Source organism: Phyllobacterium sp. SB3 (genome assembly GCF_040009165.1).
Taxonomy (GTDB): domain Bacteria; phylum Pseudomonadota; class Alphaproteobacteria; order Rhizobiales; family Rhizobiaceae; genus Phyllobacterium.
Genome location: NZ_JBDYKI010000001.1, coordinates 735279 through 761332 on the forward strand (window position 1 = coordinate 735279; position 26054 = coordinate 761332).

Sequence of the window (26054 nt, forward strand, 5' to 3'; positions counted from 1 at the left end):
GCGGATGTTGGTCCTGAACCTACTCGACGGATTTGCCCGCCCGCTGCCGCGGAATAACCAATGGTGTTCCGCTAACCGGGTCTTCGATGATCATGGCAGAGAGGTCAAAGACGCTTGCCACGAGTTCTGCGGTTACGATCTCGCTGGGGGCGCCTTTGGCAATGATACGTCCTTCGCGCATGGCAATCAGATGCGTGGCATAGCGGCAGGCCTGATTAAGGTCATGCAGCACGGCTACAAGCGTGCGACCGCTATTGCGGTTGAGATCCTGAAACAGGTCCATCAGGTCAATCTGGTGGGTGATATCGAGAAACGTTGTCGGCTCGTCCAGGAGCAGCAACGGCGTATCTTGGGCAAGAGCCATCGCCACCCAGACGCGCTGGCGTTGGCCGCCGGAAAGCTCGTCAACACTCCGTTCGGCAAGATCGCTGATGGCAGTCGCCTGCATAGCTTTTTCGACAGCTTCGGCGTCTGCTCGGCTCCATTGACGCAGCAGGGTCTGATGAGGGTAACGTCCGCGAGAGACAAGGTCGGACACAGTAATTCCGGCGGGCGCGATTGCGCTCTGCGGCAACAAGCCAAGACGCTTGGCAATTTCGCGGGCTGGCGTGTTCTGAACATCCTTACCATCAAGCAGAACCTGACCGCCGGAAGGTGTGAGCAGACGGCTCAAGGCCCGCAGCAGCGTGGATTTTCCGCAGCCATTAGGGCCGATAATTGCAGTAAATCCACCGCTGGGAATAGCGATGTCGAGTTCTTTGCAAACCATGCGCTTGCCATAGCCAAGCGTGAGATTCGAGCCGGTAAGACGGCTTTCGAGATGAAATGGCGCGGTCATGGGGAAACAGTCCTGAATATATGGGCACCCGTCATTTCAAAGTTCCGCCTTAGTGGGAAAAGGGAGGCTGTCGTGATGTTTGGATAAACATTCTAACGCCAGATCTTCAACTGAAATTATCGTCATCGGCAAAAGTTCAGGCTGATTGTTCTGGTTCCGTATCTGCTACATATCATAATATGACAAGTCTAGTCATATTATTGCCACAGCATCGGGATCAACCAGCCAAAATCGTAGGAATGGAGTATGAAAATGCCAATCTCGCTGGCTCGGCTCGATGAGGGAACATATCCCCAAAGCTCAAATTCAAAAAAGCCCTTCTACATCCTCAAGACATCCGGAGAGACGTTCTTTTCTCTTGGCCAAAAAGCTGTTTTGGCTGAGGGGCCGTTGTCAACCTTGAGCGAACGCACCGCAAACTTCTTTGGTAAGCGTACGGATGGCCCCGATATCCTTGTCGGCGCCCTTCCATTCGATCCCGATCATTCAGCATTTCTGTTCCAGCCCGAGCGTGTTCTGCGCGTGCAAGGAGAGCACAATCTTGGCCATGTCCCGGGATTTGGAGCAAGTGCAGGCAGTGCCGAACCAAACAGGATTATTTCTGTCAGCGCCGACCCTTCGGCGGACATATTCGGCAGTAGCGTTGCTGCCGGATTGGAGGCCATGGCCTTATCGAATGGTGCATTGCAGAAGATCGTGCTTTCGCGCAGCCTGAAAGTCTTTGCCAGCCGCGATTTTTCCATTGCAGACCTGATGAGCCGTCTTGCACTTGACGAAAGCATCACTGTTTTTGCAACGCCTTTGCGTCAGCCGGAAAAAGGCGGAGCAATGCTTGTTGGTGCAACACCTGAACTGCTTGTTGAAAAGCGCGGCACGCATATTGCATCTCATCCACTAGCCGGATCGGCCAAGCGACACAAAAACAAGGCAGAAGATCGCCGTTCCGCCGATTCCCTGTGGAATTCGGATAAAGACCGGCGCGAACACGCCATGGTTGTCGAGTCCATTATGGACCTTCTGGCACCCTATTGTGTGGAACTTTCCGCGCCGGAAGGAATGGCACTGCGCGCTACGGCCAGCATGTGGCATCTGGGCACAAGGATCGTTGGCCGTCTGAAGGATGGCTCCATTCCCTCGGAGCACTTTGTTTCGCTATTGCATCCGACACCGGCGGTTTGCGGCGTCCCTCGCGCTGCGGCACACTCGAAGATCAGTGAATTGGAAGCCTACAACCGTGGCTTTTATGCGGGTGCGGTTGGCTGGTGTGATTCTGCGGGTGACGGGCGCTGGTACGTCTCCATTCGCTGTGCGGAAGTGGAAGGTCCGAATGCCCGGCTTTACGCGGGAGCAGGGGTTGTTCCAGGTTCGACACCGCAAGGTGAAGTGGCTGAAACAGCGGCCAAGTTCCGCGCCATGCTGGACGCTTTCGGCATCGATGGCGACCGGTTCGGGATTTAGAGGAAGAATGACCATGCTTGAACTGAAGCAGGAATGGCCCGCAGAGCGGGCTGCGCACTACCGGGCGGCAGGCTACTGGCGCGGAGAAACCATGTTCGGGTTCCTCGAGCAGAGGGCGGCGAAATCGCCAGACAATATCGCAGTTGTCGGGGGGCAGGAGCGCTGGAGCTACGCTGAACTGGTAAGCCGAGCAAAGCACCATGCAGCAACCTTCCTTGCCATGGGGTTGGAGCCAGGCACGCGCGTTGTTGTACAATTGCCCAATATTCCCGAATTTCTTTCCGTGGTTTTCGGGCTTTTCCGTGCTGGCTTGATACCCGTCTTTACCCTTCCCGCGCATCGCCTGACGGAGATGTCCCATTTCGTCAATAAATCTGAGGCGGGTGCCTATATAGTTACTGCAACACATGAGGGCTTCGATTACCGCGCTCTTGCGGGCGAGGTTCAGGTGCAGTGTCCCGGGCTGCGGCGGGTTATCGTCGTAGATGATCTGAAGGAGTTTCGCAGCGCGCCCAGCGACGTGGCAAGACTCCCCCTGGCAGTGAAATCCTCCAGTGTAGCTTTCCTGCAGATATCCGGTGGCAGTACTGGTCTTTCAAAGTTGATCCCCCGTACGCATGACGATTACATCTACAGCTTCAGAGCCAGCGCGGAGATATGTGCCTTGGATGAGGCGAGCGTTTATATGGCTGCGCTACCGGTTGCGCATAATTTCCCGATGAGTTCCCCGGGTGTCTTCGGGGCACTCTATGCCGGTAGTACGGTTGTCATGTGTCCATCACCGACGCCTGCAACGGCCTTCGCCCTGATCGAGCAGGAGCGAGTGACCATTACTGGCGTTGTGCCGCCCCTGGCGCTTTTGTGGATGCAGGCGGCGGCAACGACGGGGCACGACATTTCAAGCCTGCAAATCCTGCAGGTTGGAGGTGCGAAATTCATCCCGGAAGCAGCCGCCCGTGTAAAGTTGAGCCTTGGCTGTTCGCTACAGCAGGTGTTCGGCATGGCTGAAGGTCTGGTCAATTATACACGGCTGGATGATACAGATGAGGTTGTCATCAATACGCAAGGCCGTCCGATCAGCCTGCACGATGAGGTACTGATCGTTGACGATATGGGCAATCCGGTGGCAGATGGCGAGCCGGGCATGCTGCTGACACGCGGACCCTATACCATCAATGCCTATCATAATGATGACGCAGCCAATGCCCGCTCCTTTACAGAAGACGGGTATTACCGCACAGGCGATATCGTCTCGCGAACACCGGATGGCTATCTGACGGTACGCGGTCGAGCCGGAGATCACATCAATCGCTCCGGCGAGAAAATTTCAGCGGAAGAAATCGAAGATCATCTGCTTGCCCATGCCTCGGTGCTGGATGTGGCAGTAGTCTCCATTCCTGACCCTTATCTGGGCGAGAGGAGTTGCGCTTTCATCATACCCAAGGGTGAGAAGCCGAAGAGCGCGGCACTCAAGGCTTTCGTGCGCTCGCGTGGCCTTGCCGATTTCAAAGTTCCTGATCAGATCGTATTCGTCGAGGCATTCGAAACAACTGCAGTTGGCAAAACCAGCCGCAAGTTCCTTCGCCAGACATTGCGCGAACAATTTTTGAGCACATCGGCGGCGGAGTAAGATAATGGGTCTACCGAAAATACCGGCATATGAACTGCCTATTGCCGGCGAAATACCAGTTGCACGCGCTAAATGGGCATTCGAGCCGGATCGGGCTGCTTTGCTCATTCACGATATGCAGAACTATTTCATCAATGCGTTCGAGCAGGATGCCTCGCCAATCGCTCCAGTGATCGAAAATATTAACCGGCTAAAAAGTTCCTGCCGCAAAGCCGGTATACCTGTCTATTATACCGCCCAGAACGGCAATCAAGATCGGCGTGATCGCGGGTTGCAAGCAGATCTGTGGGGGCCGGGAATGACAGATGCACCGGAGCATCAGCATATTACAGCAGCGCTCAAGCCGGAACAGGGCGATACGGTTCTGGCAAAACACCGTTATAGCGCCTTTCAGCTCAGCAACCTTGAGCATCTCATGCGGGTGCGCGGCCGCGACCAGATCATTATCTGCGGGATTTATGCGCATATTGGTTGCCTATTGACTGCGGCCGAAGCTTTCCAGCGCGATATACACCCGTTCATGGTGGCCGATGCTGTGGCGGACTTCTCCCGTGAAAATCATGACATGGCTTTGAGCTATCTCGCAAAGACCAGTGGCATACCGTTGCTGCTTGCAGATTTGCTGATACACATTGAAGGATAAAAGCATGACCGATAAATTTACGATTGACCTTATGCGCCAGGATATTGCCGACATGATCTATGTCGATCCGGAAGAGATCGGCGACAATGATAATCTGATGGATCTCGGCCTCGACTCTATGCGCGCGATGAACCTCGTTCTGCTCTGGCAGCAGCGCAATATTCATCTCAACTTTGCCGAACTAGCCACCTCGCTGACGCTGGCCCATTGGTGGGGCATTGCATCGAATAAAATAGCTGCATCGGAAAAGGTATAGCATAGATGCGCAGTGATGGATTTACAGGCAAGTCTGCCTTCGTAACTGGCGCAGGCGGAGGAATTGGTTTTAGCCTCGTCAAACTGCTGCTCGAGGAAGGAGTGCGGGTTACCGCCACGGACCTTGATGTCGATGCGCTGGCAGAGATGAGCAGTGACCATCTGCAAGCTGTTATGCTTGATGTGAGCGATAGTGTTGCAGTCGACCATGCAGTAGAGCAAGCAGTGGAACGCTGGGGCGCGCTCGATTTTGGCGTGAATGTTGCTGGCGTGTTGTCCACGACACTGGTTACAGAAACTAGCGACGATGAATGGGCAAGGGTATTTGCAGTCAATACGACAGGCGTATTCCATGTATCGCGGGCTATTGCCCGTCATATGATAGAGCGAAAGAGCGGAGCTATTGTAACGGTGAGTTCAAATGCTGCGGGAATTCCGCGCCACAGCATGGCTGCCTATGCTGCTTCCAAAGCTGCTTCGACGATGTTCACCCGATGTCTGGGCCTTGAGCTTGCACCTTATGGGATACGTTGCAACATTGTTGCTCCAGGTTCAACATTGACGCCAATGCAGACAGGCATGTGGGAGGATGAAACTGGTGGTGAGCGGGTGATCGAAGGCTCGCTTATCGCCTATAAGACAGGTATTCCCCTTCGCAAACTGGCGACGCCGGAGGATGTGGCCAATTCGGTACTCTTCCTTTTATCAGATAAGGCCGGGCACGTGACAATGGCTGATATTTATGTCGACGGAGGGGCAACCTTGCGTGGTTAAACATTGCGGTCGCAAACAGACAAGTGCTGGCTTGTGAAGCATTAGTGAAGGTTTGCTATAGGGGACACCTTGGCATGCCTTTACTGTAACGATACAAGCTATCAGATGAGTTTACACACGGAAAAAGAGCGTATCATCATTGCAGACGATCACCCCATTTTTCGGGAAGGTCTGCGTCAGGTAATCCAGCGAACTTTTCCCGAGGCAGAGGTGCTTTGCGCTGGTACCATGAATGAGGTACTCAAGCTGGCCCACGAAGGAAAGAAGCCGGACACTTTCGTCCTCGATTTGCTTTTTCCTGGCATGGTTCCCGACAAATCTATTGGCGAGTTACGCCAGGAATTCATGGGATCGTCCATCATCGTTGTATCAATGCTGGATGATCCGGTCGCGATTGACATGGTTATGGCGCAGGGCGCTGACGGATTTATTGGCAAGACGGTTCCGCCTGATGAACTTAGCGCGATTATTGTCGATATCCGCGGTGGTGAATTTGTCGTAAGGCCCCATCCAATTGACGGAAAAGTGCGGCCGCCTAACTCGACCGGCCTTTCATCGCTGACACCACGTCAGCTGGAAGTGTTGCGGTTAATCGTTGACGGAAAAACGAACAAGGAAATAGGCCGTATTCTAGAGATATCGCCTTACACGGTCAGTATTCATGTGTCGGCTCTGCTGCGCACGCTTAATGTCGGTTCGCGGGCTGCCGCGGCTGGCAAAGCTGTGACTTTCGGTATTGGCACCAACTACTGATTTCGCGGATTGGCGCTGACAGTTTGACGTTGCAGTTTCAACTTTAGCGCTAGAATAGTTGAACGTAATTCTGCTGGCCGTATCGGCTTGGACAATATCGGTATCTCAGGGTCTCCGACGTCGTCACGCACCCTGTTTTCATCATGACCTGTCACGATAATCGCCGGGAGGTTTCGCCCATTCTCGCGTCGGACATAGTTTATGCAGTCCAACCCGGTGGTTTTTGCGCCCAAATCAAAGTCAGTGATGACGAGGTCGCATGTTACATCTTTGCCCTCTGGCAGGAATTCTTCCTGCTGAACAATGCAGCCCCATTTTTCCAGAAGTATTCTGGTCGCCATTAGAACATTGATATCATCTTCAACCAGAAGCACACGTAGACCATTGAGCATCGACGCAGGTTTGTTAATTGCTGGTTGAGCGGTACGGACAGGCTGCGCCACCACTTCAAGTCCATCAACGATAACGGTTGTCCCTTTACCCTCTTCAGACCGCAATGAAACGTCGAGACCCATTATATTGGAGAGGCGGCGCACGATCGAGAGACCTAACCCAACACCTTCGGTGTCTTTGTCGCCACGCTCACGAACTTGATAAAATTCTTCAAAAAGATGCGGTAAATGTTCATTCGCTATACCGGGCCCGCGATCATGGATTTCTATGGACAGTTTGCCTGACCGCTTCCGGCACCCAATCAGAACAGGCTCTCCCGGTGCGTACTTCAAGGCATTTGAGACAATATTCTGGATCATTGTGGTTAAGAGGCTTGGATCGACCCTAGCAAACTTTTTAGTCCCCACAAGTTTGAGCTCAACACCTGCCCATTGAGCAGCCTCGGAATTTTGCTGTTTGATATCGCGCAGTATCTCTCCAATATCGACGTCTTCCCGCTGTTCGGAGATCTTGCCGCTATCGAGTGTGGAGATATCCAGAAGGGATTGGAACAGCCTCGAAACGCTTTGTAGTGACCTGTCGATATTATCAACCATCTGCTGTTCATCCACGCCGAGGCGAGCATCACGCAAACAGGCAATGAAAAGGCTGATGGCATGAATAGGTTGACGTAGATCGTGACTTGCTTGTGCCAGAAAGCGAGATTTCGCAAGATTTGCTTCGAGCGCGTCATTGTACGCTTTGTGAACCCGATTCAATAGAACAAAAATGTAGGAAGGTACGAGGATCGCGGTAATCATCAAGGTGCCGACGACGTAGGGGTATTCTCGCCAAAAACTGTTGAAATATGTCGTCGTTGCCAATGCGAGCAGGGCAGCGATTGTGGCTGCAACCAAGTAGCGAGGCCCAAACCGCAATCCGTTCCCGACGGTCACCCAAAGCAATATGGCGTAAACAGGGAGTGTCAGTTGAGCACCAACGGACATGGCAAACGTCATGGCAATGTAGTCGTGGGATATAGAAAATATTCGGCGCAGCAAGTATTTTCCCGGCCAGATAACAATGCATATAAATAATACAATTGAAGATAAGACGTAGTATATCCAGTAATAAGAATATATTACAAGAAACGCTGTCGATAAGTCTTGTGATACAGCTGCATAAAATATGTAGCTAAAGAAGAATGGAATTATTATTAGACGGACAATAGCCTGAGATCGTTCGGTATCCTGCTTTCGCTGCTTGTCATTCGCAAAACGGGCTCTAAATTTGCCCGATATTGTATTCAGGCTAACGTCTTTTTCCATAGAAGAAAGCCCTTTCCGTATTAAATTCATGTACTTAAGAAGATAATGACTTAAGTACCAAAATAGAGAACGGTGATATTACGAGGGGCGGGTGTCGTCCAGTGTTTTAATTTGCAGAAGGTACGTAGGTATCACTTTATTTCCACCGGAAACTGGGATTGCTTGAGCGTAAACAGGAATCAGGTCAACAAAAAAGCCCGGGAAAACCGGGCTTTTTGAGTATTTCCAGCAGGTCATAGACCTTTGTGGAAAGAGAATTGGTGCCCAGAAGAGGACTCGAACCTCCACGCCTTGCGGCACACGGACCTGAACCGTGCGCGTCTACCAATTCCGCCATCTGGGCAGCGCGTCTCATCTAAGGGGCGCTCAAGGGTCTGTCAATGCATATATTCGGGAAATATATGATTGCAAAAGCTGTGAGCTTGTTGAACCATGGCCAGCGGTTTTGCAGGTGTTATCCCGCAAGCACTTCCTTGGACGCAACTGTTGAGTCAGCATTGAGCTTATAGACGATTGGTACGCCGGTCGCGAGTTCCTGCGCCACGATCTCTTCCCCTGTCAGACCATCCAATGCCATAATGAGGGCGCGCAACGAATTACCATGTGCGGCTACCAGAACAGTCTCGCCGCGCAGTACATGCGGCTGAACTTCGTGTAGGTAATAGGGCCAGACGCGAGCCCCGGTGTCACGAAGGCTTTCGCCTCCGGGTGGGGGAACATCATAGGAACGGCGCCAGATATGCACTTGATCCTCACCCCATTTGGCACGGGCATCATCCTTGTTGAGGCCGGAGAGATCGCCGTAGTCGCGCTCGTTCAACGCCTGATCGCGAATGGTTTCGAGGCCGGTCTGTCCGACTTCTTCAAGGATGTGCTGGAGCGTATTCTGGGCACGCGACAAGACGGATGTATAGGCAATATCAAATTTGAGACCCTTGGCTTTAAGGCGCTTGCCGGCATCCTTGGCTTCCTCGTGGCCGAGTTCAGTCAATGCCGGATCGCGCCAACCCGTGAAAAGGTTTTTCAAATTCCATTCGCTCTGGCCGTGGCGGACAAGGACGAGGGTTCCGGACATTGTGAGACTCCTTCTAAAGCTAAAAATTAGTTGCTGAGGCCAAGCACATCGAGCATGGAATACAGGCCAGGTTTGCGGCCTTTGCCCCAAAGCGCCGCCTTGATTGCACCGCGCGCGAAAATGGTACGGTCTTCCGCGTGGTGGGAGAGCGTAATGCGTTCGCCTTCACCTGCAAGGATGACAGAATGATCACCGACAACCGATCCGCCCCGTAAAGTCGCGAAGCCAATAGCTCCGGTTTCGCGAGGGCCGGTATGGCCGTCGCGCACGCGCACGCTATGCTGGCCAAGACCGATCTCACGTCCATCGGCGGCAGCTTCTCCAAGCAGCAGGGCAGTGCCCGAAGGAGCATCGACCTTGTGTTTGTGATGCATTTCGAGAATCTCGATATCAAAATCGTCGCCAAGCGCCTTTGCTGCCTGCTTGACGAGAACGCCGAGCAGGTTGACGCCGAGACTCATATTGCCTGATTTGACAACAACCGCATGGCGACCGGCAGCCCTGATCTGGGCATTGTCTTCATCCGAGCAACCCGTAGTTCCTATCACGTGGACGATACGCGCCTGTGCGGCGAGTTCAGCAAATTCAATAGTTGCAGCGGGTGCTGTGAAATCAAGAACGCCTTCGACACCCGCAAAAACGGAAAGGGCATCATCAGTTATGGGTATGCCAAGGTGGCCAACGCCGGCGAATTCACCCGCATCCTGCCCGATATGCGGTGATCCTGCCCGCTCGACGGCCCCGGCAAGCATAGCGCCTGGTGTCGAATGGATGATGCGGATCAATGTCTGCCCCATGCGCCCGCCAGCGCCGGTGACCGCAAGCTTCATCGGATTCTCTGCATTCATTCCGGTTGTCCTGCTATTTCGGAGTGTTGGTCTTCGACTGTATCGATTATGGGAGAACCGTCTTTGCCCTGCAATTGGTAGAACCGGGCATAGACACCATTTTGCCGGGCGAGCAGGGTGTCGTGGACACCTTCTTCCACGACACGGCCAGCTTCCATAACAACAATATGATCCGCATTGACGATAGTCGATAAACGGTGCGCAATAACGATTGTGGTGCGGCCCTGCATACTGCGTTCCAATGCCTGCTGCACACGTTTTTCAGACTCATTGTCGAGTGCTGATGTCGCTTCATCGAGCAGCAGGATGGGCGCATTACGGACAATCGCGCGTGCAATTGACAGGCGTTGCCGCTGACCGCCGGAAAGTGTGATGCCGTTTTCGCCGACTTCAGTGCCGTAGCTCTGCGGCTGCTTGATGATGAACTCATCCGCGTTGGCAAGTTTGGCTGCCTCGATCACCTCTTCATCGGTGGCATCCGGACGCCCGTAGCGGATATTATCGGCAATTGTGCCTTCAAACAGATAGGGCTGCTGTGAGACATAGGCTATGGATTGGCGTAAGGATCGCTTGCTGACATGGGCGATGTCCTGACCATCGACGAGAATGCGTCCGCCATCGATATCGTAGAAACGCTGAACAAGGCCTATCAACGTTGATTTGCCCGCACCCGATGCACCGACAATTGCAGTTGTCTTGCCCGCTTCTGCAGTGAAACTGACATTGTGCAGCACCGGAATGCCATTACCATAGCCGAAGCTGACATTGTCGAACTGTACCTCGCCGCTCGGCACCGTAATCGGCACCGCGCCGATGCTGTCGGCCTGGCGTGGTTCAATATCGAGGATTTCGTAGATCATTCGCGCATTGACGAGCGAACGCTCAAGGCCGACCTGTACACGGGCGAGTCGGCGTACAGGATCATAAGCCAGTAGGACGGCCGTAATAAAACTGAACATGGCACCAGGCGGCTGCGCGTCATAGACCGCACGGAAGCCCGTATACATGATCATAGAGGCAATAGCAGTACCGGCGATCAGCTCAGTAACCGGCGTTAGTCGCTCGGACACGCGTGAAATCTTGTTGGCACGTCCCTCGGCCCGCGTAATCAGTGTGCTGATCTTGCCGCGCAGCTGATCTTCCATGGTGAAAGCTTTAACGATGGCGATGCCTTGCGTGGCTTCCTGCATGGCCCCAAGAAGATGGGAATTAAGAGTCACTGATTCACGATGGATAACCCGTAGACGCTTGGTAAGGTAACGCACGGTGATAAGTACAGGCGGGCCGATCAGCAGCGCGAAGAGTGACAGCAGCGGATCAAGCAGGATCATGGTGCCCACTAAGGCAATGAGCGTAGGGATGTCTTTGCCGATCGTCGTGACGACAATATCAAGGAGTTCGCGAACACCGCCAATATTCTGGTTGATGCGGGCAGCAAGTTGGGCGGAACGGGTATCGTGATAGAAGTCGAGGCCAAGCTTCATCAGGTGATCGAAAATTCGATGCTGATAACGCGCGACGATGCTGTTGCCGACTTTCGCCATCGTGACCGACTGCACGTAGGTGGCGACGCCGCGAATGACAAAAGCAGCAAGAATGCCAAGGCTTATCGGCACAATTAGATCTTCGCGCCGCTCGTAATAGATTTTGTTGATCACGTCCTTGAAGATATAGGCGACAAAAGCAGTGCTGAGAGCCACTGCCAACATGGCAACAACGGCGATGGCATAGGACGAACGGTGCTGACGGACATTTTCGCCAAGGACCCGGCCGACGACGCGCCTCGCTTGTGTCGGATCGATTTTCTTCTTCTTGGGTACACCATTCATGGGAGGCGGCAACTCGCTGGTACTAAAATATCAGGCAAACATCCTTTTAAAGGAAATTTTGCCACGTGATCCTGTCCCTATAGCGTTATTGCCCCTTCTTGCCTATCGGTTTTGCCCCGTGAGGCTCAATGCGGCGGACAGTGTTGCCCTGATGCCCCAGAGTAGTTAGTCGGGTTGCTTAGCCCTGACGCCAGCGACGGCCCTCCGTAGCAACACCAAAACGGGCCGGTGTGCGGGCGAATGCAGAGAGGCCGCTCAAAGCTGCCAGAGGATGCGTGATGATATAGACTGGCGTTTCGCGTAGTATTTGCTGATGGGGAGCTTTGTCCTCAAAAGCTTCGCGGAAGGCCGGGTTTTTCAGTGGCTCCACGATCTTCTGTACAATGCCACCGGCAAGATAAACACCGCCGCGCGCCATGAATGTCAGGGCGAAATCACCGGCAAGACGGCCGAGATACGTCACAAACAACGCCAGCGTTTCCTTGGCCTCCTCGGATTCGCCGGAAAGCCCGGCAGCAGTGATGTCGGCCGGTGTTTCGAGCGTCGCTTCAGTGCCGCCAACTTTGCAAATTGCCCGATAAATGTTCTGCAGGCCGCGTCCGCAAAGCAACTGTTCGCCGGAGATGCGGCCATCAATATGTTCAATGTGCGGAAAGAGTTCGAGATCGCGCTCGGTACGCGGACCCATATCGACATGTCCGCCTTCACCGGGAACCGGGACCCAGCTTGCTCGGGAACGGACCATTCCGGCCACGCCAAGACCGGTGCCGGGTCCAAGTACTGCACGGCTGCCATGCGGATCGCCTGCACCACCGCCAAGCTTTTCCAGATGTTTTGGCTCAAGCGAGACAACGGCTAGCGCCTGCGCTTCGAAATCGTTGATAACGGTGATGTCCGAAAGGCCAAGTGTTTCCATCATCTGGCGCGGTTTGACAACCCAAGCGCAATTTGTCAGGTCGATCTCATCGCCTTCCACGGGTCCGGCAATGGCCAGAACCGCAGAGCGTGGCTGGATCGAAGTGTGGTCGAGAATGGCGTTCTGGATTGCCTCATCAATGGTCGGGTAATCCGCTGTCTGCAGAACCGGAAATTCTTTTGGCTCAGCATAGGCATCGACAAGAATTGCGAAGCGCGCATTGGTACCGCCGATATCGCCGACCAGGATCGGAAACTTCATGATGTGGTCGGTATCTGCCTGTGTTACCATTATCGCTTTCCTGTCTTAATTGTCACCAGAGCCTTTATCCGTCCGGGCAGACGAATGGCTCATCAATGTATTTTCGGCTGCATCGTCGCGAAGCAGACCCCTCTTTTGTACCAGAACCTCGGCAGTCGCCCGGTTTAGAGCCATCGGGATATCGTAGACGCTGGCAAGCCGCATAAGTGCTTTTACATCGACATCATGTGGCAAGGGTGACAGCGGGTCGACAAAGAAAATCAGCCCATCGATCCGGCCTTCTGCTATCAATGCACCGATCTGCTGGTCGCCGCCGAGCGGGCCACTTTTCACGCGCGATATCGTCAGTGAAGGGCACGCCTCCTGAATCAGCCCGCCAGTTGTTCCGGTGGCGACGATATCGCATGGAACAAGCAGGCTTTCATAACTGCGTGCAAACGCAACCATGTCGTCCTTCTTCTGGTCATGGGCAATCAGCGCGAGGCGAAAAGGCTGTGTCATCAAAACTCTGTTTCGGGTTGGCGCCCTAAATCGATTGAAACCCTATAAACAATTCATGTCGTTGTGAAAAGGGCAGAGCAGAAAAAGACCTTAGGGCTTTTGACCTGGTACGGGTACATCCTCCGGAATATCTTCACCTTCTGCATCAGCGGAAGGCTGTCGAACTTTTGCACCAACGCCAAGGGTTACCTCTTCGACCGATTGCGGGCCGGGCGCTCGCAAGATCTGGGCGCAGAGTTTGGGAAGATCGGAAAGCATCATCACCTTCGGCTTCACTGGTTTTTTTGGTGGCGGTGCTTTCTTCCAAGGTTCGTCGGTAAACCACCAGGCTAAAGGTTTTCCGCATCCGTCATCGGTGCCCGTAGGCTCCTGCGCCTTGCATTGCGGAGATCCGGGCTGACATTTGATGCGCACATGGAAATGATAGTAGTGGCCCCAGTAAGGACGCACTTTGTTCAGCCAGCTGCGGTCTCCCTGCACGCTGTCGCATAGCTTTTTCTTGATACCGGGATGGACGAAAATCCGCTCTACTTCGGGATAGCCTGCTGCGCGTTTGAGAAGGGCGGTGCGATTGGCGCTCCATTTATCAGGATCAACGAACAGCGTATCGCCTTTGAGCATGGACCTTGCTTCGACTGTCTCGCGCTCCTGATTGGTAAAGCGGCGCTTTGGCATTGGTGTCAGCCAGATATCCGCGTCCAGCCCTACCTGATGCGATGCATGTCCGGTAAGCATCGGTCCACCGCGTGGCTGCGAAATGTCACCGACGAGCAGACCCGGCCAACCGTCCTTGGCAGATGCATCGCGTGCAAGTCGCTCCAACAGGGCGATCATGCGCGGATGACCCCAGTTACGGTTTCGTGACAGACGCATGACCTGCCATGCCGATCCGTCGACCGGCAGCGCAACGCCACCTGCAAGGCAGCCTTTGGCATAGAAACCGGTTGACTGCGGCGCGCCGAGGCTAGGTAGCGATTGAGAGCCGAACAGCTGTTTTGCGGGGCCATCTTCGGCAATTGCGTTGAGCGGGCCTGCGAATGTAATCAGAAAGCCAAGAGCCAGCCGTGCCAGAGTTTTCGAAATCATGCTCGTTATCCAAAGGATGAGAAGCAAAATTGCTTTGATCATCCGGGCTTTATGATGGCCAGATTCGCATGAAACCCGCAATATGGGAATAATACCCCGCATTGATTCGCACGGACCATTATCATGAGAGCAGTCATTTTCGAACACTTTGGTCAGCCGCCACGCGTACAGAATGTTCGCGATCCGGAACCGGCCGCAACCGGCGTTGTGGTCAAGGTCGAAGCAACGGGTCTTTGCCGCAGCGATTGGCATGGCTGGATGGGACACGATGCGGATATCGTGCTGCCGCACGTGCCGGGACATGAGTTGGCTGGAACAATCGAGTCGATCGGCAAGCATGTCACCCAGTGGAAAGTGGGCCAACGGGTAACCGTGCCATTTGTTGGCGGTTGCGGGCATTGTTTTGAATGCAATTCAGGTAACCATCAAGTGTGCGAAAACCAGTTTCAGCCGGGCTTCACGGCATGGGGTTCCTTTGCGGAATATGTCGCGTTGGATTTTGCTGACACCAACCTCGTTGCCCTTCCTGATTCGCTCGATTTTGCAACGGCTGCAAGCCTCGGCTGCCGATTTGTTACGTCTTTCCGGGCCATCGTAGATCAGGCAAAGGTAAAGCCGGGTGAATGGGTAGCGGTGCACGGTTGCGGGGGCGTTGGCCTCTCTGCGATCATGATCGCTACCGCCATGGGCGCAAATGTCATTGCCCTTGATCTCACCGAAGAAAAGCTGGCCTTTGCCCGCGAGCTTGGTGCAGTTGCGACGGTCAATGGGGGCGAGACGCAGGACGTAATCGGGGCCGTGAGGGAGATAACCAGTGGAGGTGCGCACGTTTCGATCGATGCACTTGGTCATCCGTCTACCTGCTTCAATTCAGTCGCAAACCTGCGCCGCCGTGGTCGTCATGTGCAGGTGGGGCTTATGCTCGGCGATCATGCGCATCCTCCCATACCGATGGACAAGGTTATCGCGCATGAGCTTGAAATATACGGCAGCCATGGCATGCAGGCGTTTCGCTACAACTCATTGATGGATATGCTGGAAGCCGGAAAGCTGAAACCACAGCAGCTAATCGGCAAGGAAATCACGCTTGATGACGCTCCGGCCGCGCTGATGGCAATGGATCGGTTTGAAGGCATAGGGATCAATGTGATTACGAGCTTTCAGCAAAGTTAAGCCGTAATAAAACCGGCTTGTGGACGGGCGTGCAATTGTCGTATCAACGCTGCAGCATTGAGCAGGGCGGAATGACGTTCCTGCCTCCGGGGGGAGCTAAATGACAGTATCGGACGCTGCGGTAACGCCGGTTGATCTAAAGAAATACGTACTCATGTTTGGCGGCGTCCTGCTTTTTTGTCAGGTCTTGGTTGTTGCCATTACCTCGATATTTCAGTTCGATGTTCCGGCAGGAATGGGAATAGTTGTGGTTATGGCTGCTTTGTCATATCCCGTTTCCCTCTTCGTCAAAACCCACGAGCGCGTGTTCACAGGCCGTGAGCGTGTGAGCTTTGCAAACATGACGTCTGTTATCGGGCTTCTGGTCACCGGTGCTTTGGCCCTGCTCAGTTACTATATGCTCGCCATGACGGGCGAAGCGAATAGTTATCAGATAATGCTGGATGATTTTTCGAGAGAGACAGGGTTGTCTGGGATGATCCTCATAGCCGGTCTATCTTTGCTCGCATTGGCTCTGACTTGGATCCTCGCCTATATCGAAACAGGATGGTTTGCACGTCGTGTGCTTAAAGGCCTGTCGAAGGCAAAGTAACTTACTTTACCGCCAGGTGCCATCGCGCCACATGGCGGCGAATGCGGTGCCGTAATCAGGATAGCGGAAGGTAAAGCCGCGCGCCTTAATGCGTTTGTTCGAGACACGCTTGTTTTCGCCGTAGAATGAGCGCGCCATAGGTGTCAGTTGCGCTGACTCGAAATCGGACTCTTCCGGCGGCTCAACGCCCATCAACTCAGCTGCATAGGCTACAACATCCTGCGGTGGCGCTGGTTCATCATCGGTGATGTTGAATATGCCGCCTTCATTGCTAAGGCTGAGAAATTGCAGTGCACCGGCAATGTCATCCACATGGATGCGGTTGAAAACCTGTCCGGTTTTATTGAGGCGGCGCGCCGATCCATTCGTCAGATTCACAAAAGCGTTGCGGCCCGGTCCGTAAATTCCGGAAAGTCGCAGGATTGCTAAGGGAATGCCGCGTTCATCAGCCAATGCCTGCCAGCTTTTTTCCGCATCGACACGTTCCACTGAGCGGGCAGAGACTGGGCTGCAAGGCGTCGTTTCATCCACCCACCCACCAGCATGATTGCCATAAACGCCAACGGTTGACAGGTATCCGATCCATTGCAGTTTCGGCATGGCGCGGCGGATCGTATCGCCGAACAATCCGATCACCGGATCGCCGGTTTGGGCGGGCGAAGTGGAAATGACAAGGTGGGTGATTGTTTCGAGTGTATCGCTTATTTCCTGCGACGCATGGGTGCCATGAAACAGGAATGGCGTAATGCCTTCCTTGTCGAGGGCTGCAAGTTTTGAACTGTCGCGTGTCGTCCCGCCGATAAAGTCGGCGTTGGAACCAATTAATCTGGCAAAAGCGCGAGCCGAATAGCCCGCGCCGAACAGGAAAACTTTCATGGCTGATTGTTTGCGCCATTGCGCCATTCGGTCAAGACGCTGACATCATTTTCTTTAGCTGCGTGATGAAGGCGAAGGTCAGAAAAGCTCTTTTGATCCAGAAGCTGACTCAGTGCCCAGACAGCAGAGCCACGTACAAGTGGCGATGGATCATCCAGGTGCTGCGTCACCGGTGTGACGAGACTCTGATCATCGGAATTGCCGCAGGCATTCAACACGTTCCGCATGAAACGATCCCGGCCTATGCGCTTGATTGGTGAGCCGGAGAAGAGTGCACGAAATGCCGGGTCGTCCAGTGTCAGAAGATAGTCAAGCGAAGGTGATCGAAGGTCGTCGCGGGCACGAAGCTTCGCTTCACGGGCAGTTTCGGCAAACTTGTTCCATGGGCAAACAGCAAGGCAATCATCGCAGCCGTAAATGCGGTTACCCATTGCTTTGCGAAACTCAAGCGCAATCGGTTCCTTGTGCTCGATAGTCAGGTAGGAGATGCAGCGCCGCGCATCGAGCTGGTAGGGCGCCGGAAAGGCTGAAGTCGGACAGGCATCAAGGCAGGCATGACACGAGCCGCAATGATCGCGCTCTTTGGTATCCGATGGCAGATCGGCGGTCGTGAAAATGGTGCCAAGAAAAAGCCAGGAACCGTGTGACTTGCTGACCAGATTTGTATGCTTGCCCTGCCAGCCAAGACCCGCCGCCTCGGCCAAAGGCTTTTCCATGACTGGTGCGGTGTCAACGAAGACCTTGAGGTCCTCCCCAGCAGCTCGGGATGCAAAACGGCTAGCTACGCCTTTGAGCTTACCTTTGACAATATCGTGGTAGTCGCGGTTCTGCGCATAGACAGAAATTGCCGCTTTGTCTTTGTGATTGAGGATAGTCAGCGGGTCGCTATCCGGGCCATAATTCATGGCTAACACAATGATAGAGCGAACCTCCGGCCAAAGCGCGTTGGGGCTGCTGCGGCGCTCTTCTGTTTCCTGCATCCAATCCATGCTGGCATGGCGGCCGAGCGCAAGATATTGACGTAACCGTTCTTCCGCCTGTGGAATAGAATCCGGACGGGTTATCGCAACCACATCAAAGCCGGCAGCCCGAGATTCCTCGACAATGAATTGCTTGAGCCGCTCTGACTGCGAGGTGTTGCGCAATGCTGTATCTGCATGCGCGCCCAGCATCAGAAATCCAGATCGCCGTAATGAGATGCGGGGGGCAAACCGCGCACGCGGTCCGCGAGAAGCGGGCGGAAAGATGGGCGGGATTTCATTCGTGTGTACCAGTCGCGCGCCGCGCGGTACTCAGCCCATTTGACTTCGCCGAGATAGTCGAGGATTGAGATGGAGGCCGCGGCCGCCATATCTGCATAGGTCGGAGCGGGACCGGCAAGCCAATTACGCGTAGCCGTCAACCAGTCGATATACTTCATGTGCTGGGTAATATTTGCACGTGCCGCGCGGATTGCAGCACTGTCAGGCGCCCCTCCTCCCTGCTCGGCAGTCATATGCAGCTTAAAAATGCGCTCGCGAGCCATGTGACGAGTCACTTCGTTTTCAAACTTGCTCAGGAACCAGTCGATGAGACGCCGCACTTCAGCGCGATTTAGCGAGTCTTCGGGAAACAGGCGGCGGCTGCGTTTCAAAGCACCACGCGTTTCGTCGATATATTCCGCGATCACCGATGCACCTGCCACGGGAACGTCGCCCTCTGCAAGCAATACGGGAAGTGTGCCTGCCGGGTTGAGAGATAGGAACTCCTTACGGCGGGCCCAGCTGTTTTCCTCGATCAACTGAACCTCAATGTCATATTCATTGAGGATCAATCGCGCATATCGCGAACCGGTGGACATGGGATGATGAAAAAGCGTCAACATGGTAGCTATTCTTAAATCTTTCGAAATGGCATTTAGCAAGTCGGCATTGCATTGCGGGTAAGGCAGGCATCGGTCAATGCTATAGGCGTAACAGTGGCATGAGACAAGTAAACACGATTTAACCAACAGCTCGCCATCACTGCATAATTTCTTAAACGAGAATCGGTTAAGACAGGAATTATGTAGCATATTCAAATGCGGTAGGGCGTCGGATAAGTCCCAAGGCGCTGCGGCAAGGTTAAGGAAGCGGTAAGCATAAACATGGAAACACAGACGATCGTCGAAGCGCTTTTTCTGGGATTGCTGGAAGGCCTGACAGAATTCATCCCCGTGTCTTCCACTGGTCACCTGCTTCTTGCCGGGCATTTTCTCGGTTTTGAATCCAACGGAAAAACCTTTGAAGTGCTGATTCAGCTTGGTGCGATCTTAGCTATCCTGACTGTCTATTTTGGGCGACTCCTGAAAATAGCGCGTGACTTACCGAGCGATCCGAAGACCCAACGGTTCGTCACCGGAGTGCTGATTGCTTTTCTACCAGCCGTTGTAATCGGCGTTCTTGCCCATGGGATAATAAAGGCGGTGCTGTTTGAATCGCCGATGCTGATTTGCATTATGCTGATACTGGGTGGACTTATCCTTCTATGGGTGGACAGGCTCGATCTGAAGCCGCGCTATAATGATGCGATGGACTTTCCGCTGCCGCTCTATTTCAAGATTGGTCTTTTCCAGTGTTTCGCCATGATTCCCGGCACATCGCGTTCAGGCTCAACAATTGTTGGAGCTTTGCTGATGGGGGCTGATAAACGATCAGCAGCTGAGTTTTCCTTCTTTTTGGCTATGCCGACCATGGCGGGTGCTTTCGCACTTGATCTCTTCAAGAATCGTAATGTGCTGACTTTTGATGACCTATCACTGATAGGAGTCGGCTTTATTGCCGCTTTTATTTCCGCTGTTCTGGTGGTGCGCTATCTGCTCGATTACGTATCCCGTCATGGCTACGGCCTTTTTGCCTGGTGGCGGCTTGTCGTAGGAACTGTAGGCCTCGTCGCGCTTATTCTGATCGGCAAGTAATTGTAAAAAATAGATTTATTGACCTCATCAATTCTGGACTGAGAGTAGCAATGTCGCGGGCCGGTAATCTTTCGAATTGTAGAAGGCATGAATTATTATTCACGATATGAATTTTATTGACAGAGTCTTTTCTTTGAGCTTAGTTGTGTGTGCCGGCATTCGAGGAGGAGCGCCGGTTTTCGCAAAGTAAAGTGGCAGCATCGAAGCGCCGCGGACAAATGGGAGGGGCTCCGGCCTCGAGGAGGACACTTGCGCACTTTTTTAGGCACGACCGCGATGGCGGTCCTTGCAACGACACTTTTTGCATCGCCAGCCAAAGCTGAAACGGAATCGCCTTTCCGCTGCAAGCCAGGTGAGAAATACGTCATGAACGTGATGGTGTCGGGCGTTGAATACTGGTTCCCCGTCTACGAAATGTTCAAACAGGCGGGCAAGCAGCTCGGTTGCGAGACCGCTTATACCGGTACACCGGAATATGACGTCAACAAGCAGATCGCCAGCTTCGATCAGGCACTGGCACAGAACCCGGCGGGCATTCTGGTGCATCCGATGAATTCGGATCCTTTCATCGAGCCAATCAACCGCGCCATTGATCAGGGTACTGCCGTCGTGACATTCGCTGCGGACTCGCCATTGTCAAAGCGGATATCATTCATAACCTCGGACAATATTCGCGAAGGAACCTATGCGGCAGATGCCATTGCCAACAAGCTTGGCGGCAAGGGCGAATATGCAGTGCTGGAAAATCCCGGTCAGGACAATCACGACAAGCGCGTTACCGCCTTTGTCGATCGCATGAAGGAAAAATGGCCGGACATGAAACTGGTTGGCCGCGCCGCTTCCAATCAGGACCCAACCAAAGCTTATCAGGGCTTGATGAGTATCATTCAGGCCAATCCAAATCTAAGCGCAGTTTTCATGCCGGAGGCCAACTCGGCAATCGGTGCTGCTCAGGCGAACAAGGAAAGCGGGGGCAAGATTCTTGTGATGTGCGCGGACGTCAATGCGAATATCCTTGATATGATCAAGGCTGGTGAAGTCTTCGGTTCCATCAACCCCAATCAGGGCATGCAGGGCTATATGGGCTTCATGTTGCTTTGGCTGGCCAAGCATCCTGAACTGATTGATCCTATGAACGACGCAAAGCGGGCTGGTTTCAACCCGATGAGCATTCCCTTTGTCGATAATGGTCTGTCGATTGTCACGGCAGAAAATGCCGATGATTTCTTCTGGGACAAATACCTGAAGCGTCGCGGTACCAAGGGTATCGAGGAGTAAGCATTACAGACCTGCTATCCGGGCTTACCAAGTCTGGGTAGCATCCTGTGAAGCATTTGGAAGGAATGTCGTCATGCCGGAACCGGTTCTGAACATCCGCAGTGTCACAAAGCATTTCGGCGCAGTGAAGGCGCTCACGAATGTGAGTTTCAGTCTCGAACGCGGGGAAGTCCATGCGATTTGCGGCGAAAACGGAGCCGGCAAGTCGACATTGATGAATATCATTGCTGGTGTGTTGCAACCGGATGAAGGAGAAATTCTTGTCGAAGGCGCAGTGGTCAAGATCGCATCGCCTTCGGTTGCCCAGTCGCTCGGTCTTGGACTTGTGCACCAGGAGATAGCGCTTTGCCCGGATGCGAGCGTGGCGGAAAACATCTTCATGGCAGCAACCAGCCGCCAGCGATCTTTCCTGATGAACTATCGCAAGCTGGAACGCGAGGCGCAGAAAGTGATGAATCGGCTGGCGCCGATTGATGTGCGCCGCAAGGTTGCCGATCTGTCAATTTCAAGCCAACAGCTTGTGGAGATCGCCAAAGCTTTAACACTGGATTGCCGGGTTTTGATTTTCGATGAGCCAACAGCGGCACTCACCGAAGCGGAAACCCGTATTCTGTTTGATATTATCCGCGACCTGAAGGCCAACGGCATTTCGATCATCTATATCAGTCATCGCATGGCCGAAATTTTCTCACTTTGCGACCGCGTGACAGTTCTGCGCGACGGGCGCTATGTCTCGACCGAAAATGTCGCGGACGTTACGCCGGACGATGTTGTCCGTCGCATGGTAGGTCGTGAAATTACACAGCTCTACCCGCCGAAAAAACAGAGTGACGAGTCATCTGGAGAGATCATCCTTTCGGTTCGGGGGCTTGGAGACCGGGACCGCTTCCGCGATATCAGTATCGAGTTGAACAAGGGCGAAATACTCGGCATTGGAGGTTTGATTGGCTCTGGTCGCACAGAGATTGCTGAAGGTATTTGCGGTTTGCGGGCCACGACTGATGGCGAGGTGCGGCTGCATGGACAAGTGCAAACGATCAAAACCTATGCTGATGCGGTGGAGGCGGGGATTGTCTACCTTTCTGAGGACCGCAAGGGCTCCGGTGTATTCCTTGATTTGTCCATCGCTCAGAATATCTCGGTCTTAAACCTTGAAGCATTGACGGGCCATCTGGGACTAATCGATTCACGAGGCGAAGCACAACTTGCCCGCGATTTCGCGCAACGGCTTAACATTCGCATGGGCAGCATCGATACGCTTGTATCCTCGCTCAGTGGCGGTAATCAGCAGAAGGTTGCGATTGCCAAGCAGCTTGCAGTGCAGCCGAAGGTAATCCTGATGGATGAGCCGACGCGCGGTATCGATGTGGGGGCGAAATCCGAAATCCATCTGCTGCTGCGTGATCTGGCGCGATCCGGTATCGGCATCATTGTCATCTCGTCGGAATTGCCGGAATTGCTGGGATTGTGTGATCGCGTTCTGGTTATCCGCGAGGGGAAAATCGCAGGGGAACTCAGTGCGGATGAGATGACGGAAGAGGCGGTTATACGGCTGGCTTCCGGCGTCAACCCGAACGTACAAACACGGCTGGCGACAGATCATGCAGCCTGAAAATGCTATGGGAGAGAAGAAAATGGTGGCTGATACACTAGGAGCAAGCCCGACGCGGTCGCCATCCTGGAAGCGGCTGGGTTCGATGCGGGAGGCAGGGCTGATCGCTATCATTCTGGCGCTCTGCATTGCCATGAGTTTTGCTTCGCCCCACTTTCTGACACTCGGCAATTTCCGTGCCATGCTCATGAGTTTTTCCGTCGAAGGTATCGTGGTCGTCGGCATGACGATCTTGCTTATTGTCGGCGGTATTGATCTTGCGGTTGGCTCAGTAGTTTGTTTTGCCATGGTGCTTTCGGGCTCTTTATTCCTCGCCGGGCTGGACCCTTGGAGTGCCTCTCTCATCGGTATTCTCGCCAGCAGTCTCATTGGCTGCGTGATGGGCTTCTTTGTAACTGTCGTTGGCCTCAACCATTTCATTACGTCACTTGCCGGTATGGTCATTGTACGAGGCCTCTGCCTCATCATCACCAAGGGTACACCGCTCTCGCTTTTCACGCTGCCTCCGGCATTCAAGGCAATCGGGCAGGGCAGTTTTAACGGTGTGCCCTATGTTATCATCATCTTCGTTGCCGTCGTCGTTCTCTTTGATTTCCTGTTGCGTCGTGCAACGGCTCTCCGCAAGGTTTTCTATACAGGCAGTAATGAAAAGGCTGCACTCTATTCAGGCATCAAGACCAATCAGGTGAAGTTCTGGGTGACTGTCCTTTGCTCTACACTGGCCGGTGTTGCAGGGGTAATCTACATGTCCCGCTTTGGTGCAGCGACCCCGACATTCGGTGTTGGCATGGAGTTGAACATCATCGCAGCAGCAGTTATTGGCGGCGCTTCGCTGAACGGCGGTTCCGGAACGATCCTTGGTGCGATCCTCGGCATTGCTTTGCTCTCGGTGGTGACGAGTTCTTTGGTTCTACTCAATGTATCTGTCTACTGGCAGGACATGATCAAGGGCTGCATTTTGCTCGGCGCAGTGTCCATCGATCATTTCCTGCACAAGCGGAAGGCTTCCTGACATGACGGTTGTCAGACTCAGTACGAAACAATCTCCGGTACCACGCGAGGAAATCGTCATTGCCCGGCAAATGCATCAGGCATTGGTTCTCCATTTCGTGGAGGGGCTGACACAGGGACAGATCGCCGATCAGCTCGGTGTATCGCAGCCTACAGTCAATCGCCTCATCAAGCGTGGGCGCCAGCTTGGGCTGGTCGAGATCAAGATCAAGTCGCCGGTCGAACCGCTGATCGATCTGGAAGAGCGGCTTCTGGCGGTTGGGGGTATCAACCGGGCGATTGTCGTGCCTACTGTCTCGGGTAATCCGCAGACGGCACTACAGGCAGTTGGTGAAGCTGCGGCTCGGCTGTTGCTTGAGCAAATCACCGATGGCGATACGATCTGCATTACCGGCGGCAAAGGTGTCAGCGCTGTGGTCGCCGGATTGCAGGTGCCGCGACCATTCAATATCGAGGTTGTTCCAGCGACGGGCTGCGTGCAGGGCAAGCACTATACCGACGTGAATCATGTCTCGACATTGCTGGCCGACAAGCTCGGCGGACGCGCATATCAGATACATGCGCCGCTCTTTGCTGACACTGCGGCAGAGCGCTCCATGCTCATTAACATGCGTTCTGTGGCAGACGTTTTCAAACGCGCAAGAGAAGCAAAAGTCGCGGTGGTTGGTATCGGCTCCATCCTGACCGATGATTCCAGCTATTACGATTTGCACCCTTCATCGAGCACCGACCGGGTGGCCATTGAGCGCTCCGGTGCAAGCTGTGAACTGCTAGCGCATCTGCTGGACGACCGGGGTCAGGTTTGCGGCTACAGCCTCAACGATTCCCTTGTCTCGCTGACGCTGAGCGAGTTTGCTTCGATCCCCACCAAGATCGGTGTGGCGAGCGGACCAAATAAGGCAAAACCAATTCTCAGCATCATGCGCGGCAACCATCTGGATACGCTGGTAACCGACGAAGCAACGGGAATGCGTATTCTTGAAATAGCTGAGGCAGAAGGAAGTTGGGCATGAGCGAGGGACAACTGAAACGCGCAATCGGCAAATCCGGTGTTGAAGCTTCGGCAGTGGGCCTCGGAACTTGGGCAATCGGCGGCTGGATGTGGGGCGGCACGGACGAAAATCAGTCCATCTCTGCTATACAGGCATCGCTCGACGCTGGTGTCAGTCTCATCGATACAGCTCCAGCCTATGGTCTGGGTCGTTCGGAGGAGATTGTCGGCAAGGCGTTAAAAGGCAGGCGCGACAAGGCAATCATTGCCACCAAATGCGGGCTGGTCTGGCATACACAAAAGGGAAAACATTTTTTTGATCAGGATGGGAAGCCGGTCCACCGATATCTCGGACGTGATGCGATTCTCCATGAGATCGACGAAAGCCTGAAACGGCTCGGAACCGACTATATCGACCTCTACATCACTCACTGGCAGGATCCGACGACTCCCATCGAAGAGACCGTGCGGGCATTGGAGGATTTGCGCAAAGCGGGCAAAATCCGCGCAATAGGTGCAAGTAATCTCAGCCTTGACGAACTGAATGCCTATGTAGCAACCGGCTCGCTGGATGCGATACAGGAGCGGTTCAGCATGATTGATCGTGAGATCGAGGCTGACTTGCTCCCGGTGACCCGCAGGGAAGGTGTATCGACCCTCAGTTATTCGTCATTGGCGCTTGGTCTTCTTGCCGGAACAATCGATCCCGAGCGTACTTTTTCCGGCGATGACCAGCGCAAGGATAACCCCCGCTTTTCTACGGATAACCGGCTGAAGGTAAAGCAGTTTGCCGAGACCATCCAGCCTATTGCTGAAAAGCATACGGCGAGTATCGCCCAGACTGTTATTGCCTGGACGCTGGCGCAACCCGGTGTGACTTTTGCGCTTTGCGGCGCGCGCAATCCGGAGCAGGCACTGGAAAACGCCAAAGCCGGAACAATAAGGCTCGACGAACAAGACCTTGCGGCCATTGACGCGGCCATCGCAGTGAAACTGGCACATATGGACAGGTAACGGGC

The 26054-nt window shown here is 53.8% G+C and carries 25 protein-coding genes and 1 tRNA gene; 14 read left to right on the plus strand and 12 right to left on the minus strand.

Features of this window, described 5'->3' with window-relative positions; translation table 11 throughout:
• Positions 1–19: 19 nt before the first annotated feature.
• Positions 20–838, minus strand: a complete 819-nt coding sequence (locus ABKW30_RS03615) for an ABC transporter ATP-binding protein (RefSeq protein ID WP_348596634.1) — start codon at positions 836–838, stop codon at positions 20–22.
• Positions 839–1084: 246 nt separating this feature from the next.
• Here ABKW30_RS03615 and ABKW30_RS03620 point away from each other — a divergent pair, with 246 nt between their 5' ends.
• From ABKW30_RS03620 to ABKW30_RS03645, 6 genes are all read left to right on the plus strand, one after another.
• A complete protein-coding gene (locus tag ABKW30_RS03620) occupies positions 1085–2296 on the plus strand; it encodes an isochorismate synthase (RefSeq protein WP_348596635.1) in 1212 nt (403 codons plus the stop codon).
• A gap of 13 nt (positions 2297–2309) precedes the next feature.
• On the plus strand, positions 2310–3926 hold the full coding sequence (locus ABKW30_RS03625) for an AMP-binding protein (protein WP_348596636.1): 1617 nt from the start codon (positions 2310–2312) through the stop codon (positions 3924–3926).
• 4 nt (positions 3927–3930) lie between these two features.
• A complete protein-coding gene (locus ABKW30_RS03630; protein ID WP_348596638.1) occupies positions 3931–4569 on the plus strand; it encodes an isochorismatase family protein in 639 nt (212 codons plus the stop codon).
• Between the two features lie 4 nt (positions 4570–4573).
• Positions 4574–4825: a phosphopantetheine-binding protein gene (locus ABKW30_RS03635; protein WP_348596639.1), complete on the plus strand. Its 252-nt coding sequence runs from the start codon at positions 4574–4576 to the stop codon at positions 4823–4825.
• Between the two features lie 5 nt (positions 4826–4830).
• Entirely contained in the window at positions 4831–5598 is a 768-nt protein-coding gene (locus tag ABKW30_RS03640; protein ID WP_348596640.1) for a 2,3-dihydro-2,3-dihydroxybenzoate dehydrogenase, read from the plus strand.
• Between the two features lie 105 nt (positions 5599–5703).
• Complete coding sequence (locus ABKW30_RS03645) at positions 5704–6351, plus strand: response regulator transcription factor (RefSeq protein ID WP_348596642.1); 648 nt, start codon at positions 5704–5706, stop codon at positions 6349–6351.
• Here ABKW30_RS03645 and ABKW30_RS03650 read toward each other — a convergent pair.
• The 8 genes from ABKW30_RS03650 to mepA form a co-directional block, all read right to left on the minus strand.
• Positions 6345–8051, minus strand: a complete 1707-nt coding sequence (locus ABKW30_RS03650) for an ATP-binding protein (protein WP_348596644.1) — start codon at positions 8049–8051, stop codon at positions 6345–6347. The genes ABKW30_RS03645 and ABKW30_RS03650 overlap by 7 nt on opposite strands.
• Positions 8052–8309: 258 nt before the next feature.
• Positions 8310–8394 (minus strand) — tRNA-Leu (locus tag ABKW30_RS03655).
• 111 nt (positions 8395–8505) lie between these two features.
• Positions 8506–9126, minus strand: a complete 621-nt coding sequence (locus tag ABKW30_RS03660; protein ID WP_008127518.1) for a 2,3-bisphosphoglycerate-dependent phosphoglycerate mutase — start codon at positions 9124–9126, stop codon at positions 8506–8508.
• Between the two features lie 26 nt (positions 9127–9152).
• Positions 9153–9974: a 4-hydroxy-tetrahydrodipicolinate reductase gene (dapB, locus tag ABKW30_RS03665; protein ID WP_348596646.1), complete on the minus strand. Its 822-nt coding sequence runs from the start codon at positions 9972–9974 to the stop codon at positions 9153–9155.
• Entirely contained in the window at positions 9971–11803 is a 1833-nt protein-coding gene (locus tag ABKW30_RS03670) for an ABC transporter ATP-binding protein (RefSeq protein ID WP_348596647.1), read from the minus strand. Before ABKW30_RS03670 ends, dapB begins: the two co-directional genes overlap by 4 nt.
• A gap of 178 nt (positions 11804–11981) precedes the next feature.
• Positions 11982–13010, minus strand: a complete 1029-nt coding sequence (locus ABKW30_RS03675) for a glucokinase (RefSeq protein ID WP_348596649.1) — start codon at positions 13008–13010, stop codon at positions 11982–11984.
• Between the two features lie 15 nt (positions 13011–13025).
• Complete coding sequence (locus ABKW30_RS03680; protein WP_348596650.1) at positions 13026–13481, minus strand: methylglyoxal synthase; 456 nt, start codon at positions 13479–13481, stop codon at positions 13026–13028.
• Positions 13482–13571: 90 nt separating this feature from the next.
• A complete protein-coding gene (gene mepA / locus ABKW30_RS03685; protein ID WP_348596652.1) occupies positions 13572–14567 on the minus strand; it encodes a penicillin-insensitive murein endopeptidase in 996 nt (331 codons plus the stop codon).
• A gap of 123 nt (positions 14568–14690) precedes the next feature.
• Between mepA and ABKW30_RS03690 the strand changes: the two genes are divergently transcribed.
• Both ABKW30_RS03690 and ABKW30_RS03695 read left to right on the plus strand, forming a co-directional pair.
• Complete coding sequence (locus ABKW30_RS03690; RefSeq protein WP_348596654.1) at positions 14691–15740, plus strand: zinc-dependent alcohol dehydrogenase family protein; 1050 nt, start codon at positions 14691–14693, stop codon at positions 15738–15740.
• 100 nt (positions 15741–15840) lie between these two features.
• Positions 15841–16332, plus strand: a complete 492-nt coding sequence (locus ABKW30_RS03695; RefSeq protein WP_348596655.1) for an ABZJ_00895 family protein — start codon at positions 15841–15843, stop codon at positions 16330–16332.
• Between the two features lie 6 nt (positions 16333–16338).
• On the opposite strand, the gene ABKW30_RS03700 is transcribed toward ABKW30_RS03695, so the two are convergent.
• The 3 genes from ABKW30_RS03700 to ABKW30_RS03710 are packed head-to-tail and all read right to left on the minus strand — an operon-like array spanning position 16339 to position 19072.
• A complete protein-coding gene (locus ABKW30_RS03700) occupies positions 16339–17208 on the minus strand; it encodes an SDR family oxidoreductase (protein ID WP_348596657.1) in 870 nt (289 codons plus the stop codon).
• Complete coding sequence (queG, locus tag ABKW30_RS03705) at positions 17205–18380, minus strand: tRNA epoxyqueuosine(34) reductase QueG (RefSeq protein ID WP_348596658.1); 1176 nt, start codon at positions 18378–18380, stop codon at positions 17205–17207. The genes ABKW30_RS03700 and queG overlap by 4 nt, the downstream gene beginning before the upstream one ends.
• Entirely contained in the window at positions 18380–19072 is a 693-nt protein-coding gene (locus tag ABKW30_RS03710; RefSeq protein ID WP_348596660.1) for a glutathione S-transferase family protein, read from the minus strand. The genes queG and ABKW30_RS03710 overlap by 1 nt, the downstream gene beginning before the upstream one ends.
• Before the next feature lie 261 nt (positions 19073–19333).
• Between ABKW30_RS03710 and ABKW30_RS03715 the strand changes: the two genes are divergently transcribed.
• From ABKW30_RS03715 to ABKW30_RS03740, 6 genes are all read left to right on the plus strand, one after another.
• The gene (locus ABKW30_RS03715; protein ID WP_348596661.1) at positions 19334–20143 is read left to right on the plus strand and encodes an undecaprenyl-diphosphate phosphatase; all 810 of its coding nucleotides are present in this window, start codon (positions 19334–19336) and stop codon (positions 20141–20143) included.
• Positions 20144–20392: 249 nt separating this feature from the next.
• Entirely contained in the window at positions 20393–21421 is a 1029-nt protein-coding gene (locus ABKW30_RS03720; protein WP_348596663.1) for a substrate-binding domain-containing protein, read from the plus strand.
• Positions 21422–21494: 73 nt separating this feature from the next.
• Positions 21495–23033 (plus strand): sugar ABC transporter ATP-binding protein, encoded by a 1539-nt coding sequence (locus ABKW30_RS03725; RefSeq protein ID WP_348596665.1) that lies wholly within the window; start codon positions 21495–21497, stop codon positions 23031–23033.
• Between the two features lie 22 nt (positions 23034–23055).
• Positions 23056–24045, plus strand: a complete 990-nt coding sequence (locus tag ABKW30_RS03730) for an ABC transporter permease (RefSeq protein ID WP_348597605.1) — start codon at positions 23056–23058, stop codon at positions 24043–24045.
• 1 nt (position 24046) lies between these two features.
• Positions 24047–25057, plus strand: coding sequence for a sugar-binding transcriptional regulator (locus tag ABKW30_RS03735; protein WP_348596667.1), 1011 nt, complete (start codon positions 24047–24049; stop codon positions 25055–25057).
• Entirely contained in the window at positions 25054–26049 is a 996-nt protein-coding gene (locus ABKW30_RS03740) for an aldo/keto reductase (protein WP_348596668.1), read from the plus strand. The genes ABKW30_RS03735 and ABKW30_RS03740 overlap by 4 nt, the downstream gene beginning before the upstream one ends.
• Positions 26050–26054 lie beyond the last annotated feature (5 nt).